The following is a 15,043-nucleotide window of genomic DNA, read 5'->3' as shown; positions in this document are numbered from 1 at the left end:
GATGGATTTGCCACGACTTGATCCATTACCGGGTTATAACTTCCGTGTTGCTTTGATCGAAGGCGATTCGGTTGGCGCTGCTTTGTTGAGCGGATTGGCAGGATTAGCTCTCGGTGGTTTTTCTGAAGTTTCTGGACTTGATGCCAGTATTGGAATTTATGAACACCTCGAAGGAGGTGTGAATGATCGCGTCCATAAATTTGCTGATCGAGCCAGCTACAGCAACATCACACTAAAACGTGGGGTGGGTTTGTCGGAAGACTTGTATTTGTGGCATCAAGATTTTATCAAAGGCGAGGGGGCTGCGCGTAACGGTTTAATCGTGTTAGCCAATGACTTAGGTATTCCTATCAAAGTATGGACATTCTTCAACGGTATTCCTGTCAAATGGACCGGACCTGAGTTCAATGCCATGACCAGTGCCATTGCCGTTGAGTCTCTAGAGATCGCTCACGAAAAAGTTGAGTTGACACTGAGCCCTGGAATGTTAACCAGTTTGATTTAAGAGAGGTTTAAATGACTAACTCGTCAGGACAAAAAATTCAAATGGGTACGCTGACCAGTGAGATCACTGTCATTGATGAAGACGCACTGTTAACGCCTGCGCAGTTAGAAAGAATCACGATGGAAGTCATGCGTCGTGTTGAGCAAAAGTTGCAAGTGCAACAGCAGCGCGAACAAGACCAGGCCATTCAACAACAGGCATTTGATCGACAGGAGTGGTTACGTTGAGTCTGGGCAACCCTCTAAATACCGACGACCAAAGCAACGCGCATAAGCTGACGTTTCAGCGCTTGAATATCGACAAGTCGATGCGTGGCGATCCGGTTTCTGTTGATTACAATCCCAAAGAACTCGCGTTTACCAAACGTGTAAATTACGCCGATATTGCGATCCCAGGTTTGGACGTTGCGCCTTTACAGTTTGTGCGTGGTGATGCAGAGACTGTGGGTATCGAGTTGTTGTTTGACACGACTTCCAGTGGTATGGGAGCAACGGCGGTTTCGGTGGTTGATAAGTTCAAGTCATTATACGGACTGGTAAAAATTGATGGCGATATGCACACACCGCCGATTGTACGCATTTCGTGGGGTGATAAAAACATCGGTTATTTACCGAATGCTGAAGATGGCACCGCGCAAGCCAATGTATTTGATGCGGTTGTGTTGAGTGTTGATAGAAAGTTTCTGCTATTTACTTCGACTGGAACACCGGTGCGTGCCGTTATTACCATGGCATTAAAAGAGTATCGCAGCGTTGCCGAACAAGTCGCTGCTATTAATTTTCGTTCTCCGGACCATACACGAATTTATACAGTCAGAGAGGGCGATAACTTGCCTTCCATCGCTGCCGAAAAATACGGCGATCCCGCTCGCTGGCGCACGATTGCCGAACACAATGGTATTCGCAATGTACGGCAACTGACTCCTGGCTTGCAGTTAGAACTGCCGCCGTTGAGGTAACTGAATGAGCACTCCGATTTATGAACAGCGTTATCACTTTGCTCCTATGTTCGAGATCAATCTCGAAGGGAGTGCGGTGAGCAATACGACCTTACGCGATGTTCAGGAAGTGACTTATACCGAAGCGGTAACGGGGTTCGATACCTTTGAGTTTGTACTTAACGATTGGGACGCGGCTACTCAACAAGTAAAGTACAGTTCGCCTTTTGATGAGGGTGGCCAGTTGCGGCAGGTAAACGGCGAACCCGTACCTAACTTTGATCCTGGCACTTTATTATCGCTCAAGATGGGATATTACGGAGAGTCCGTAGAACCTTCGACTATGATGACGGGCAGAGTGGTTTCAGTGGCACCGTCTTTTCCATCCAGTGGCACTCCTACCGTTCGTTATCGTGCTATCTCAGAGTTAGTGAAGTTTCAGAAAGAAAAAAAGTCTATTGCTTTTGAAGAACCCAAAACACCCAGCGAAATTTTTTCGACCATCGCTCGTGATGAATTGAATGTTCAAAGTGAAACGCCCAATCAGGCGAATGAAGCGCCGCTGGAATATTTAATTATGGCCGATGAATACCCGATTATTTTTCTTTGGCGGCTAGCGAAGCGGGTCGATTATGAAATTCGATTATTGGTTGACCCAGACACCCAACAAGAAAAACTTTTCTTTGGTCCTAGGGCAGAAACCAGCGAAGTCATTGAGCTTAAGTGGGGGCAGTCATTGATTGACTTTTCGCCACAAATAAAAATTAAAAACCTGGTATCAAAAGTCGTAGTAAAAGGTTGGAATCCTGTCGAAAGCGGCGAGTCTCGACAAATCACTGGCGAAGCCACACTGGATGACATTGATCCTCAGCTACCTGATAGCCAGCTACGGGACCAAATCGGTAATGCTGTCGGTGAAACCTTAGAAACCGTGGTTAATGAAATTTTCGAAAGTGAAGATGAGGCGAATCAAAGAGCAAGAGACATTTTAACCAATCTGGCGCGCGACATGGTTACAGGAACTGGCACCTGCATTGGTGATCCTAGAATTCGTGCAGGAGCTACATTAAAGCTTGTTGGAATGGGTCCGAGATTTGATGGTGAGTATTTGGTTAAGCAGTCTACTCACTCTATGGGTAATGGTGGCTATACGGTGAAGTTTGCCTGTGAACTAAAAGGGGTCGTACCGTGAGTCGGCAGTTAGAAGGGGTCACTATTGGTCTGGTGAAAGATCTGGAAGACCCAGAAAAGTTGGGGCGTATTAAAGTGAAGTACACCTTGCTGGATGGCGAACCAACCAGTAACTGGGCCCGCATAGCGACACCAATGGCTTCTTCTACTGCTGGTATGTTTTTTCAACCAGAAATCGATGACGAAGCGCTCGTGGTATTTGAAAGTGGCAACATGAGCCGACCTTACATTATTGGTTTTTTATGGAACGGCACCAACAAGCCACCCGAAGAAACCATGGAAAAAAGAACACTCAAAACCATCTCCGGTCATACGATGGTATTTGACGACACAGAAGGTGAAGAGAACATCACCATTATTGATAAAAATGAAAACACCATTGTTATGAATAAAGACGGTATTGAAGTCTCAACAGACAAAACCATGACCTTAAAAGGTAAAGAAGTGACGGTTGAAGCGACGGATCAATTAACCTTAAAAGGTAATCCGATCCACATGAATCCCTGATGCAGAAAGACATCAGGGACATTAAGAGGTAAGGCGATGAAACAAACATTTGAGTTACCCGAACATTCTGAAGCATTGTTTTTCCCTGCTCAGTTTTCTTTTGAAAACGAAGTAGGGGATACTTTGACTGACGAAACGGGTTACGAAAATGTTGAACGCATCACTTACACTCATAACAGTCATTTGGGAACGGATCTGGAACCTTTTTATACCGTTGTCATAAAAGGACGATATCAATTACCTTCGGCCAGTGAAATCTGGACCGACGATAATGACCAATTAGACGCGATTCGTGACCTAACCAATGCGCCAAGGTTGCAGGCTCATGGAAATAGCGCAACGATAAATTTTGCTGATGATGTTAACAGTGACAGCGATGGTCTAAAAGATCCTGTTTATGTGGAGCATGATCTGGCGATTGTAAAACGCAGCGCTGATATTATTGTAAAACGTTTTAGAAATGTGTCTTTAGGCGGACTATCTAGTGTCTCAACATCCAGTTATGAGTACGAAGTTCACGCAAAAAATCAGCTGTGGTTGCGACGGATTTTAGGCGACACCAATCCGGATACCATTAACTGGTTTCCGCGTTTTAAAAGTCCACGCAAACCCAGTGAGTCAATGATCGCTACGGAAGTGCGTTTAACCACATCCAATGCACATTTTCAGGGCAATACTTCTCGTCATATCGTACGCAGCATTCGCAACAAACTGACTCAATCAGACAAAGTGCTATTGACTCGAGAACGAGAAGTTGATGCTAAAACCTATTTAACCACCTATCGCTTTCAAATGCCTGAGGCGGCACCACGTGTTCATTATTATACCTATTGTGGACATGGTAAAGATGAAGCCAGTCGGTGGTGCAAAGAATCGGTATCGGTAAGTATTGATACGCTCGAAGTGTTTCCTGATAACGGGTATGTCGATATTTCCTGGCGTGGCTATTGGCGTTCTGACTTGCCTATTGAACGCTACCGTGAACTCAAAATTCAATTCGATGGAGGTGCTTAATGGGTAAGCCAATTGCACCCGCCGATAATATTGCTTTTGCCTTTCCGGATATTTGTTTAACGACCATTCCGCCTGCAGGACCGGTGCCTATTCCTTATCCCAATATTGCGCAGCTTGGTGACGCAAATGACATCAGTGATGAATCGAATAAAGAATTATTAGTGGGTGGCAAACATGTCTTGTTGGAGATTTCTTCAGTAGACAGTTCTTCTGGAGCGGAGCCTGCCGACCCGAGTTCCGGGGTGACCAGCGGCGCAAAAAACAAAGTGTGTTATTTCGCACAGTTTAGCGGCTCGGTTTTATACGGATCGCAGAGTGCTGGGATCGTCCGCTTTATGGATTCAACAGAACAAAATGCGTCGGCAAAAGATGCGCCGGGCAATGCGAAGGGGATGGTGTTGGCGTCTGACCCCTCGGTTTTGGTAGGAGATTAATGATGCCAGAGTTTACTGGAAGAGGGTGGAAGTTTCCTGTTCGCGTGAATGCGCGAGGCAGTTTGTCTTTTGTCGATGGCGCTCAAGTAGTGGAGGAGGCTATTGCTATTTTGCTCGGCACGCCCAAAAACAGCCGAGTTATGGAGCCGGATTTTGGCTGTGATTTACCGCGCTTTTTATTTGCGCCAAATAATGCCAACACACGAGCACTGATTGGTGAAGAGGTTCGACAATCATTAATTCGTTTCGAACCGAGAGTTGATGTGTTATCGGTGAGCGTTGACAGTGCCGTCGAAAATGCGAACCAACTGTTTATCCAGGTTGACTACCGTTTACGTAGCAACAACACGCACCACAATTTGGTGTATCCCTTTTACTTGAATGAATAAAGACAGCAGGGACTGACTATGGCTAAAGAAGCGCCAAAACTGGATTTAAGAACAAGTGAAGAGCTGGTCAACGAGGCGAAAAATCTGATCCCTCAGTTTACGCCAGAGTGGACTAACTTAAACGATTCGGATCCGGGGATTACCTTGGTCAAGGTACACGCCTGGATGACAGAAACCTTGCTGTATCAGATTAATCAGTTGCCCGACAAAAACTATGAAAAATTTGTTGAGCTGTTGGGTGTTCGTCCCAATTTGGCAACAGCAGCAGAGACCGATGTTGCCTTCAAGTTGAAAAAAGATCTTGGCGCTAAAGATGCCGACTTGATAGTTAACATTGCACAAGGCTCCAAGCTTGAAGTGGATGATCCTGAGTTAGAGACGCCCATTGTTTTTGAGACCTCTCGTTCTCTCAGTGCGGTTAACGCGGCTATCGGTGCGGTGATTGTGCCCAACAGCGAGCAGCATGATTACCGATTAGTCACTGAGTACAACGCCAAAGAAGCTGAGATTACGGTTACAGCACCTTTTTATCCGTTTTTATTACAGGATGGTGAGCGTCGTGGCATGTTTGTGGGGATTGCACTCAGACCTCATCAGAAAGTGGATAAGCCCGAAGACTATCTGCAAGATCGCTGGCCCGTCGGAGAATTGAATTTAACGGTGTCGGCGGCAGAAATCTATGATTACTATCAAGACGGTGATCAAGAAAAAATGATACTCGGCCCTTATGCCGAAGCATCATTATTACCTCATCAACAAACTCAGGCCGCGACTCAAGTTGAGTGGGAGTATTTTTCGTCAACGACGCCAGAGCAGTTCTTGGATGATGCCAACTGGCAGTCCATCGCTGCGGATGGTGAAGGGTTAACACTGGCGCAATCGGGTCACATATCCTTGGAGTTGCCAGCCAATGTTCCGCTATACCGTTTTAGTCAATTGCCCCGCAATGTATGGGAATCCATAGGGGCATTGCGGCCTCCTTCTAATCATGCCGAACTGGTAAATGATATTGATGAGCAGGTCATTGAAGCTGCTGATATCAGTGATGAAGAATGGGAAGCTATGGGGATTACGGATGCTGATCTGCTCAACGACATTAAGTCCTGTTGCGAAAACGGTACTACTTTAGAAACGATATTATCGAATGCCGGAGTAACCTTAGATACTGCGGCTATTCGTGCGAAAACCGACTGGGTCGATTTAAGTGAAGAGTATGAGTTGCCTTCGGTCGCCGAAACGCCAATGATTTGGTTGCGAGTCACTCCTCAGTCCAATGATTTCGCCAATCGTTTGTTTAAAGGATTATTCCTGAATACTGTCACTGCGTTAGCGCGCGAGACCTGGTACGATCAACGTTTGGGCGTGAGCAATGGTCGCCCCAATCAAACCTTTACATTACCGCGTACGCCGCTGTTATTTGACAGTGATAAAAATCAACCACTGATTGAACTGGTCGTGGCATCGAAACACGAGCAGCAAACCTGGCAGTGGCAAAATGATTTTTATGGTACAAATTCTGAGTCACAGATGTTTGTGTTTGATCCCATTGCGCAGTCTGTACAATTCGGAGATGGAATTTTTGGTGCCATTCCACCTGCGGGTCATCAAATTTTTGTGCGCAAGATGGAAGTGGGGGGAGGTGTTGCTGCAAACGTCGGCAGTCACACCATTACCAAACTCAAGCGCGCCATTAAATATGTTGATAGCGTCACCAATCCTTTGCCTGCAATCGGTGGACAAGATACGGAGTCGTCAAAACAAACCCAATTGCGAGCTGCTCATGAAATTCGTCATCGAGATCGTGCGGTCACCGCAGATGACTTTTCGGAGCTGGCCCTTAATACACCATCAGTGCCAATTCATTCGGCTTACGCTTTAGCCAATGTCAAAATACAAAAAGACGGTGACACTCTAATCGTTGATAAAGATTTACCGGGCGCGGTAACGGTAGTGATACTGCCTTACAAAACGACACCGCGGCCACAGCCCTCCGAAGCAGAAATAAAAGCGGTTTGTGCCTTTTTAAATGAACGTCGTTTGATCACTACACAACTTTATGTCGCCGGACCACAATATGTTGCCGTGACTGACTTTAAAGTCAGCATCAAAGTTCATTCTGAATACGATTTAAAAACCGTATCCGATGCGGTCAAACAACGTCTACTAACGTTTTTCCATCCTGTTATCGGTGGGCGAGAAGGTAAAGGCTGGCCTTTTGGAGAAGATATTTATTTATCGGATGTGTTCTGCGAAATGTTAGATGTTGATGGCGTTTCTCGAGCATTCGATTTATCGGTGGCCATTGAAGGCACCACCAATAACGATGACCGAATAGAAATAGAAGCGGAACAACTCGTGCACTTGAGCCGCGATGTGATGAATATAAAGGTGAGTTATGAGTATCGATAACCCACTGCCTTTTACTTATCGAAAACCTTTCTATCACCGAGTTACGGCGGGTTACGATTTTACTGCACCAGGAACTACAGAGGCCGTTGGTTGGCGTGAGTGGATTGATGGTGACCCCGTCTTGTTGGCTGACTATGATGGTGAATTAGAGCTTAAAGATAAGAACCAACAAGCGCTGGCGATCACCGAGGTCAGTGGCAGTTTTGGTGGGTTAACAACGCCAAAGGGCGTTGCCCATATTCAAAACGGCATTGTGTTTGCTATTGACCGTAGCCACAAAACCATTGTTTGTTATTCTCCCGCGTTTAAAAATAAAGCGCCGGTGTGGCGTCCCTTATGGCAAACCGAGGGATTGGATGAAGACTCTCCCTATGCGCTACAACAGCCAATGGATTTGATGTTCAGCTCAAAAAATGAGTTAGTTGTGTGTGATGCCGGTAAGCAACAGGTCATCTGGTTTCAATGGCCGACCTTACAGGTAAAACACATCGCGCAGTTTTGCGATGGTTATCCCGTCGCTGTTACTCAGGGAAGCCTTCATAGTTATATTGTTGCGCTCAACCCATTAGATACAGCCGAAGAAAATACCGATGCTCGTTTGGTACGAATCGATGCCGCATTTCAACAGCGTCAGGCCATTGAATTGCCGCGTCATCATATTGGTCATGCCGATGCCTTAACAGCCCTTGAAGATGGTCGCATTTTGTTATTGCGCCATGGCGAAGCCGTTCCTATTGATATGGCATCCATGACGTTGCATGCGGACGCAAAGGTCTGGTGTCTTGATGATTGGCGTTGGCAATCTTCTTTTTGGCGAGTTCATGACATCAAGCCGATTGCCAATCTGGCTGAGTTGGGTGATGCCAGAAGCACTGTGCCTGCATTAGTTTTGCAAAATGGCGAGTTGTATCAGCCGAATCTGAAAAATCCCGGTTGTGCCGCTGCCTGGTTAGAAGCGTCAGGCATTGATCGAAAAGGATTTATTGTTATCACTCAGGGGCAGGGGGCTTCTCTAAGTGCCTCGCGTATTGCCATTGTTGCGGCCCCTAAGCGTATTCGTATCAAGAAGTCTCGTCGCTTGATCAGTCCGCCCATTGAGTCTGATTCGGATCAGTTCCATTGGGATCGATTGCTATTGCAAACACAGGTCTTAACCAATACCTCGTTGGTTATTCAAACCAAGACCTCTGATCGATTGTTATCGGATAACGAAATTATTGGTGACTTTCAGCAGCCATGGTCAACTGCTATACGACTGGATGCTAACAGTGAGCCGCAGGTATTGATTCAAAGTTTACCTGGGCGTTATTTGTATTTATCCATCGAGTTTTATGGTGATGGGTATACCTCAACACACATTGATGCGGTGAATATCGAGGGGCCGCGGCAATCGTCTTTGCAGTGGTTACCACCGGTTTATCATCAGGATAAAGAAAGTAAACATTTTCTGGATCGACTGCTGAGTTATTTTGATGTGGTGTTTGACCAGCTAGGGTATCAGGCCGATCACTTTGCGCGTTATTTATCGCCCTTTACGGTTCCTGACGAAGATTTTCTTAACTGGTTGGCAAGCTGGTTTAATTGGGATTTTTTTCCACAAACCTCAGTGGAGCAGAAGCGCGAAATCATCAGCCAGCTCATGGAGTTTTACCGACAGCGCGGCACCATGAAAGGTCTTAAACGGTTGCTGCGTTGGTATACCGGCTTAGCAGAACCTCATCCTCAGATTATTGAGCATTTTGCATTTGAGCGATTTTTATCGGCGGGTGTAGAGCTCGCATTAGCAGGCAAAAAATATTCACTGTCAGAATTAAGTGCTGATAAAGCTCATCGTTTTACTTTGTTGCTGCCACAAGCGTTAGCGACAAGCGATGAAAACAAAGAGCGTTTTTATCAGTTGGTCAATGCTCAAAAGCCTGCGCATACCCAGTTTAAGATTGAGTTTTTTGACTCTCAAGTGGTCGTTGGTTGTCAGTCTCGGATTGGTGTCGACATGATCATTGGTCGACGTCAGGAGGCAATACTGAATGACAACGAATTGGGAGTTAGTACGGTTTTAACCAGGAGTCCGATTACTTCATTTCATAACGATCGTTGTTAGAAGTGATGGGCTCTGTTGTTAACTTTAAGGAAAGATAACAATGACTCGTGGAACTAAAGATTGTATCGGTTGTGGTATCGACGAACCCGTTCGAAATAACTATTTCGATGGAAAGTTAATGGAAGAACGCGACTTTACCACTGAACAGCATTACTTTATCAAAAAGAATCGTTTGCATAACCAAACCTTACATGGTTCCGGTGCAGTATGCGGGTTAAAGGTCACTCAGCATCCTAATGAAGGATGTCGCACCAAGTACGTGGTGCTTGAAGCTGGTTTGGCCATCGATTGTTGCGGGCAAGAAATCATTGTGCCAGAAAATATACGCATCGATGTACAAGCCTGGGTTGAAGAACAACTCAAAAATGAAGAGTCGATTGACTCTATCATCATTGGCTTACGTTATTGTGAGACCGAAGCAGAGCATGTGCCGCTTATGCTAACGGATTGTTTTTGTGCTGATGAAGACAGCGCGGCTAACCGTATTAAAGAGCAGTATGAAGTCGTTATTGCTTCACGTGACGATAGCGACATTGAGCCTGCTCTGGCACCGACGCAAGCGAAACTAGATTGGAATCACAGCATTGCCTTGAGTCAGCAACGTCCACAAGCGTTTCTTGCTGATCACTTACACCAACGTTATTATTTGTTGGCTAATGCTAACGAAGGCACCACCAGTAAACTGTTTGTTTATCGAGATGATAATCATGACTTGGTGACCGCTGTTGACGTTGGCGACAACCCTCGTGATGTGAAAGCAACCACCCTGGCCGATTACATTCTGGTTTCTACTTTTGAAGATGAGCAACCGCAAATCTGGTTCTTCGAAGAAGAAACCATTCGTACGGTAGGCACACCCAGCCATCAGTTAAAAATGGAAGCGGCAACACAGCTTGCATTGTCTCGGGTGGATGATTCTTTGTTTGCGCTGTCACAAGAAAATGCAACGGTTTATGCGTTTCCTGGTAGTGACATTAAAAACTGGATAAAAGAAGAGGCAGGCGAGCCAGCTCCTACCGCCTCGGTTTTATTGAATGAACCTTTTGTCGGTGATGAGAGCGAACGTATCTCGGCGCAGATGAAAATTACTCCCGATGGCAGCTTTATTTTCTTTGTTCTACAAAATAAAGAGGCGGCTACCGAGTTTTTCTTAACCAGCGTGAGCAGCTTGTTTTCGGGCAGTGTGGACCCTGATGCAGCGCGTATTAAGCTGGATGATCTTGACGATGAAGAGTTAATCATCGACGTTGCCATTAGCAGCGATGGCGAAATGGTTTATGTATTATCTCGCGACAAAACACAAGGATACATTCGCGCCTATCAATTTGACCGCCATGAAGAACAACTGGTGCAGCAGGGCGGCGGTGTTACCTGGCCTGGACAACCAGTATCACTGACCATATCGGCGAACGAACGTTGGGCTTATGTGATTGATAATGGTGAGACCGAAGAGTTAGCACTGTCTGAGCAGGGTAATCTTAAAACCATTGATTTACATCTGGCCATTGAAGCGCCAATTGGTAGCCCGTCAGAAGAAGCGCTTAACAACAGTTTGCGTATTAGCGGTGAAGGCTTTGAAGGACAGCTCAGCCACCGTGGACAATTATTGTTTGTGTTGGCCTACGACGACAATCCAGAGTTAGAGCCCGATCGTGGCTTGCTTGCCATCATTAATATTCAAGAAGAAGATTGCGAAGCGCTTTTTTATAAGACTTTAGACGGTTGCAAAGTGTGCACCGAAGAAGACGACTTTGTTTATTTGGCATTGATGGAAGACTATGATCCTGAGTTGCCGATGGTCGATGAAGTCGTGGGACAAAGCGCCGATGAAATTAACTTTATCGATAACATTAAAGTGCGCAATATCGTCCCCAGCGCTCAACAATTGCGCGATGTCATTCACTGTCTAATCGAACAGGGACTAACCAGCGGTGTCCCTGGACCTCGAGGAGAAATCGGTCCGGCTGGTGTCGATGGAGAAGACGGCGAAGATGGTGTTCAAGGTGAACAGGGTATTCCCGGCGAAAAGGGAGATAAAGGTGACAAAGGCGATAAAGGTGCCAAGGGAGCCAAAGGTGATCCTGGCCCGTTAAATGATCCTGATGTCGGTCATATTCGAGCGGTGAGCTGGGTTCATGACGATTATCTTCTCGACAGTGTGCTGGACTATGATGGATTGTTAAAAGAGATGGGACTTGTCGTAGCTTTTGATCAAAAGATTCAAACGAAACTTTTATCCCGCTCTGCTCGAGCCCCGTTTTTTGATGCACGATTTGAAGTGTTCGGTTCTAACGGCGGTGGTTATGCCTCTTTGATTGGTCCTTCTCGTATTCAATGGTTCCCGGCAATCGTTGAAGAGGGCGACATTGATGATCAAAATCGTATTATCAATGTGAATGAAGTTTCAGATGATGATGGGCCTAATGCCATTATTTTCAAGCCCATGTTAGATTTGAATAATGACTTCCAGTTCGAAATGCTGGTGCGCTTTACGCTTCATGGTGACTTTATTCTAACGGAAGAGGGACACATTATTGATGCCAATCACCGTGAAGGTTTGATCTCCAAGCAGAAAGATTATCGTTCTGGTAACGGACGATTAGGTAATCAATTTTATTCATGGTTTTATGTTGGACGTCCCGACTTGAGTGATGGTGTGAGAACTTATGCCTCACGCGGAGGATTCTCTCGTGGCCAAGAGTGATAAAGAAAAGGGGTATATCAAACGCCCCGAGTATTTTGAACGACAATCCATTCGCGCAAAGCATCTGACGGAAGAACAACGCTTTCAAGATCGCGTGCGAGTGATGGATACTCAGTTTTTTACTGGCTGGGGTATGGTTTGTGGCGGAGGTGTGACTCATAGCAAAAAGAATGAATCATGGACAGTGACCGTTTATGAAGGCTATGGTAAGACACCTCTTGGCAATCCTGTTTTACTGGATGGAACTGTCGAGTTTGATATTCGTGAAAAAGCGTTTCATTGTTTAGGGCAGCCCGACGCTTGTTCTCTTGATGACGACTATGACGATGACTATCAAGAAAAGTATCTTTGTCGTGGATACCTGGTGGCTAAGTACAAGGCGTTGGAAGAAAGACGAGAAGCCGCTGCGCCAGATCGCTGTCATAGCCATGATACGGATTATGGGATTAGCGGTTACTGTTACGGTGTTGAGCTGGATTTCTTGTGTGAAAAACCTTATGAAAAAACTCACCGAGAATGTTCTGGAAAAATGAAGCGCACTTTTCAAACCCATCGAATTTTTCCGTGTCAACAACTTGACTTTGTACATCCTCAGCACCCTCATTCAGACACAGTGATCCTGGCGACTATTTATTTTAGCCGACAAGGTATACACAGTATTGATTTAGTAACGGATCGTCATCAGCTAGTACCTTATCCAATCTTGTTGGATTATGTAACTTGCATGACCGATGCCATTGATGAACTTTATCAAGGGTATTCTCCTAAACAACCGGAAAAGAAAAAGAAGTCGCGTCCATTGGATGTTTATAAATATGATAGCTCCAAAGGGAAAAAGAAGGCCGTCGAAGAATTTTCGGTATTAACCAACCCTCAGAAGAAAAAGCTGAAAGAAGCCGAGTTAGCTAACGCTGATGCTATTTATAAGGCTGATCGTGATGTTTTGATCGAGGTTCTGGGAGCTAACAAAGAAGCATTGGTTGACGACTTGTTGGAAGAAGCCAAAGAAAAAATGAAACGGGAGAAAGAGCTGCCAGTGTTTGTAGAGGCCATTGATGTTGAGCATCATGACTCCGTTTCGATTGATGATATTGAAATTTTGAATGAAGAAGAAAAAGTGGCCCTCGAAGCCGCTGATATCTACAGTATGGCTGGGGCTGCAACCTTGAGTGAAAGTGAGCTGGTAGAAAATTTTGCTTTTGAAGAAACACGAGCTAAAGCTTTGATTGATACGATTAGAGGTCGGGTTTTCTCCCCAACGATGGGGTGAGTTGTTTTATTGGTAATTTATAGGCGGAGAAGGTATGCAGCTGGTACTGGATCACCATCATTTAAAAGTGTTAACACCGCATGCGGATCAAGTTACTCGTATTCGTTCGGGCGTTGATCACTGGGCAACTCATCAGCTGCCTTATGCTCTAAGCAATAAACTGGAACAGGTCATTCATCCTAATATTGGTTACCTCTGTATTCAGTCCGTTAATATTAAGTTGCTTATTAAAACTCGTAATGGATTAATGCAGGCCGATATTGATCGGTGGGCAGATGCGATTGTCGATGCTATTTTAGCGAGCTTGCAGGTGCATCAATCGGATAACATTCGTCGCTATCAATCCGAAGTCGATTTTTTAACCCAATATATTAAGCATCTTTTGACACACCGCCGTGCGGTCGACTGGCCTTATCAGCCCTGGTTCAAGTCGCAACTCAGCGTTAACGAAAACATATTGCAACGGTTAGAACATAAAGCGTCTTTGCTTCCTCAGGTCTTTCAACAGCTTCAACAAGAAGGTCTATCCATTCGATTATTGCAAAGCTTTGCGCCTGATGAAAGCCAACGGCTTCTGTATGCGCTAGGCGCGCCCTCGAATCCGCAACTGTCATTGTTAGCACCCTTGGATCTTGCTGAAATAAGTGAACAATCAGGGCGGATGTTATCGGCATTGTGGCCATTTCAATCTTCTCATTGGCTGTTAGTGCTGGCACTGCAGCTATGGCAACAAAAAGGCCGCGCTTTGACCGATGATGAATGGAATACTCTGTGGTCCTGGCTAGTGATCATTCGCTGGGCCATTCGCGAAGAGAATGCAGAGTGTTTGCAAGAACTTATGCAATCTGATGCGATAGTCGTAAAAGACAGCCAGGTTCGCTTGTTGTATGAAATGAGTCGGCAGCAGCAAGAACGAAAAGAGACATTCCATTATCTACTGCAACAGGCGCAAGTGCTTTTGCGATCTCACCAAGCACTTAGCCATGTCTATTCGGCTGACAGCCAACAAAAATTGACCAGCGATAAACCTCGAGTAGAGTTACGTTTTGGCGGTTTGAGTCTGGTATTGGCAGCGTTGATGCGCCATCCACTGGCTGCGAGCTTTGATGGTCCTTTTTTATGGATGATGTGTTGCCAGGCCGTCCCATCAGAGTTGCGACCTTTGGCTTACTCTGACAACGGACTGCGTTCACTGTGTTTAGGTAACGTCTTGTGGGAAGAGGGGCAGGTGATCGCTCGTCGAGTATTGTCTTCGGCAGCTTTTGAAACCTTTTGTCGTTTCGAAAATATAGAGACTGACACTGACAAGCCGATATCGGAAGCGCTGACAACCGCCGTGTTAGCCGTGTTTGCTCAATACTTAAATGGATTCGAAAGCACCAGCGAAGAAGGATTGTTTCAACACTTTATTGATTACTCTGCAGAGGTTGAAATTAGCCCGAAAACTTTATGCTGCCGAATCGAAAAAATGCCGCTGTCGGTGGTGGTTTCTTTGTCCGTTTTATTCAATGAGCAACCGCGCTTACCGGCTTGGTTGGATCGTGAATGGCTTATTCAGTGGAAGTCGTAGTGTAGGAGTCTA

At 45.6% G+C, this 15,043-nt stretch carries 13 protein-coding genes; all 13 read left to right on the top strand.

Going from position 1 to position 15,043, the window contains the following annotated elements; genetic code table 11:
• Position 1: 1 nt before the first annotated feature.
• The 13 genes from NH399_RS03355 to NH399_RS03295 are packed head-to-tail and all read left to right on the top strand — an operon-like array spanning position 2 to position 15,031.
• Entirely contained in the window at positions 2-505 is a 504-nt protein-coding gene (locus tag NH399_RS03355) for a phage tail protein (RefSeq protein WP_253037012.1), read from the top strand.
• Between the two features lie 11 nt (positions 506-516).
• A complete protein-coding gene (locus tag NH399_RS03350; protein ID WP_253037011.1) occupies positions 517-732 on the top strand; it encodes a hypothetical protein in 216 nt (71 codons plus the stop codon).
• Positions 729-1,463, top strand: a complete 735-nt coding sequence (locus NH399_RS03345; RefSeq protein WP_253037010.1) for a LysM peptidoglycan-binding domain-containing protein — start codon at positions 729-731, stop codon at positions 1,461-1,463. Before NH399_RS03350 ends, NH399_RS03345 begins: the two co-directional genes overlap by 4 nt.
• Positions 1,464-1,467: 4 nt before the next feature.
• Complete coding sequence (locus NH399_RS03340; RefSeq protein WP_253037009.1) at positions 1,468-2,634, top strand: phage late control D family protein; 1,167 nt, start codon at positions 1,468-1,470, stop codon at positions 2,632-2,634.
• On the top strand, positions 2,631-3,140 hold the full coding sequence (locus tag NH399_RS03335; RefSeq protein ID WP_253037008.1) for a phage baseplate assembly protein V: 510 nt from the start codon (positions 2,631-2,633) through the stop codon (positions 3,138-3,140). The genes NH399_RS03340 and NH399_RS03335 overlap by 4 nt, the downstream gene beginning before the upstream one ends.
• A 36-nt stretch (positions 3,141-3,176) precedes the next feature.
• Positions 3,177-4,154 carry a hypothetical protein gene (locus tag NH399_RS03330; RefSeq protein ID WP_253037007.1) on the top strand — a complete coding sequence of 326 codons (978 nt, stop codon included), beginning with the start codon at positions 3,177-3,179 and terminating at the stop codon, positions 4,152-4,154.
• The gene (locus NH399_RS03325) at positions 4,154-4,588 is read left to right on the top strand and encodes a PAAR-like domain-containing protein (protein WP_253037006.1); all 435 of its coding nucleotides are present in this window, start codon (positions 4,154-4,156) and stop codon (positions 4,586-4,588) included. Before NH399_RS03330 ends, NH399_RS03325 begins: the two co-directional genes overlap by 1 nt.
• On the top strand, positions 4,588-4,977 hold the full coding sequence (locus tag NH399_RS03320) for a GPW/gp25 family protein (protein ID WP_253037005.1): 390 nt from the start codon (positions 4,588-4,590) through the stop codon (positions 4,975-4,977). Before NH399_RS03325 ends, NH399_RS03320 begins: the two co-directional genes overlap by 1 nt.
• Positions 4,978-4,995: 18 nt before the next feature.
• The gene (locus NH399_RS03315; protein ID WP_253037004.1) at positions 4,996-7,386 is read left to right on the top strand and encodes a putative baseplate assembly protein; all 2,391 of its coding nucleotides are present in this window, start codon (positions 4,996-4,998) and stop codon (positions 7,384-7,386) included.
• Positions 7,373-9,487 (top strand): phage tail protein, encoded by a 2,115-nt coding sequence (locus tag NH399_RS03310; RefSeq protein ID WP_253037003.1) that lies wholly within the window; start codon positions 7,373-7,375, stop codon positions 9,485-9,487. Before NH399_RS03315 ends, NH399_RS03310 begins: the two co-directional genes overlap by 14 nt.
• 40 nt (positions 9,488-9,527) lie before the next feature.
• Entirely contained in the window at positions 9,528-12,191 is a 2,664-nt protein-coding gene (locus tag NH399_RS03305; RefSeq protein WP_253037002.1) for a hypothetical protein, read from the top strand.
• Positions 12,178-13,461 carry a hypothetical protein gene (locus tag NH399_RS03300; protein WP_253037001.1) on the top strand — a complete coding sequence of 428 codons (1,284 nt, stop codon included), beginning with the start codon at positions 12,178-12,180 and terminating at the stop codon, positions 13,459-13,461. The genes NH399_RS03305 and NH399_RS03300 overlap by 14 nt, the downstream gene beginning before the upstream one ends.
• 34 nt (positions 13,462-13,495) lie before the next feature.
• The gene (locus tag NH399_RS03295; RefSeq protein ID WP_253037000.1) at positions 13,496-15,031 is read left to right on the top strand and encodes a hypothetical protein; all 1,536 of its coding nucleotides are present in this window, start codon (positions 13,496-13,498) and stop codon (positions 15,029-15,031) included.
• Positions 15,032-15,043 lie beyond the last annotated feature (12 nt).

This window comes from Pleionea sp. CnH1-48, from assembly GCF_024124665.1.
GTDB lineage: Bacteria > Pseudomonadota > Gammaproteobacteria > Enterobacterales > Kangiellaceae > JAMXSB01.
This window is presented reverse-complemented; position numbering and strand designations above follow the sequence as displayed.

What these genes read in the sequence shown, in the direction of transcription:
- NH399_RS03355 (WP_253037012.1), top strand. Translation starts at nt 2, where the DNA reads ATGGATTTGCCACGACTTGATCCATTACCGGGTTATAACTTCCGTGTT.
- NH399_RS03350 (WP_253037011.1), top strand. Translation starts at nt 517, where the DNA reads ATGACTAACTCGTCAGGACAAAAAATTCAAATGGGTACGCTGACCAGT.
- NH399_RS03340 (WP_253037009.1), top strand. Translation starts at nt 1,468, where the DNA reads ATGAGCACTCCGATTTATGAACAGCGTTATCACTTTGCTCCTATGTTC.
- NH399_RS03330 (WP_253037007.1), top strand. Translation starts at nt 3,177, where the DNA reads ATGAAACAAACATTTGAGTTACCCGAACATTCTGAAGCATTGTTTTTC.
- NH399_RS03325 (WP_253037006.1), top strand. Translation starts at nt 4,154, where the DNA reads ATGGGTAAGCCAATTGCACCCGCCGATAATATTGCTTTTGCCTTTCCG.
- NH399_RS03320 (WP_253037005.1), top strand. Translation starts at nt 4,588, where the DNA reads ATGATGCCAGAGTTTACTGGAAGAGGGTGGAAGTTTCCTGTTCGCGTG.
- NH399_RS03315 (WP_253037004.1), top strand. Translation starts at nt 4,996, where the DNA reads ATGGCTAAAGAAGCGCCAAAACTGGATTTAAGAACAAGTGAAGAGCTG.
- NH399_RS03310 (WP_253037003.1), top strand. Translation starts at nt 7,373, where the DNA reads ATGAGTATCGATAACCCACTGCCTTTTACTTATCGAAAACCTTTCTAT.
- NH399_RS03305 (WP_253037002.1), top strand. Translation starts at nt 9,528, where the DNA reads ATGACTCGTGGAACTAAAGATTGTATCGGTTGTGGTATCGACGAACCC.
- NH399_RS03295 (WP_253037000.1), top strand. Translation starts at nt 13,496, where the DNA reads ATGCAGCTGGTACTGGATCACCATCATTTAAAAGTGTTAACACCGCAT.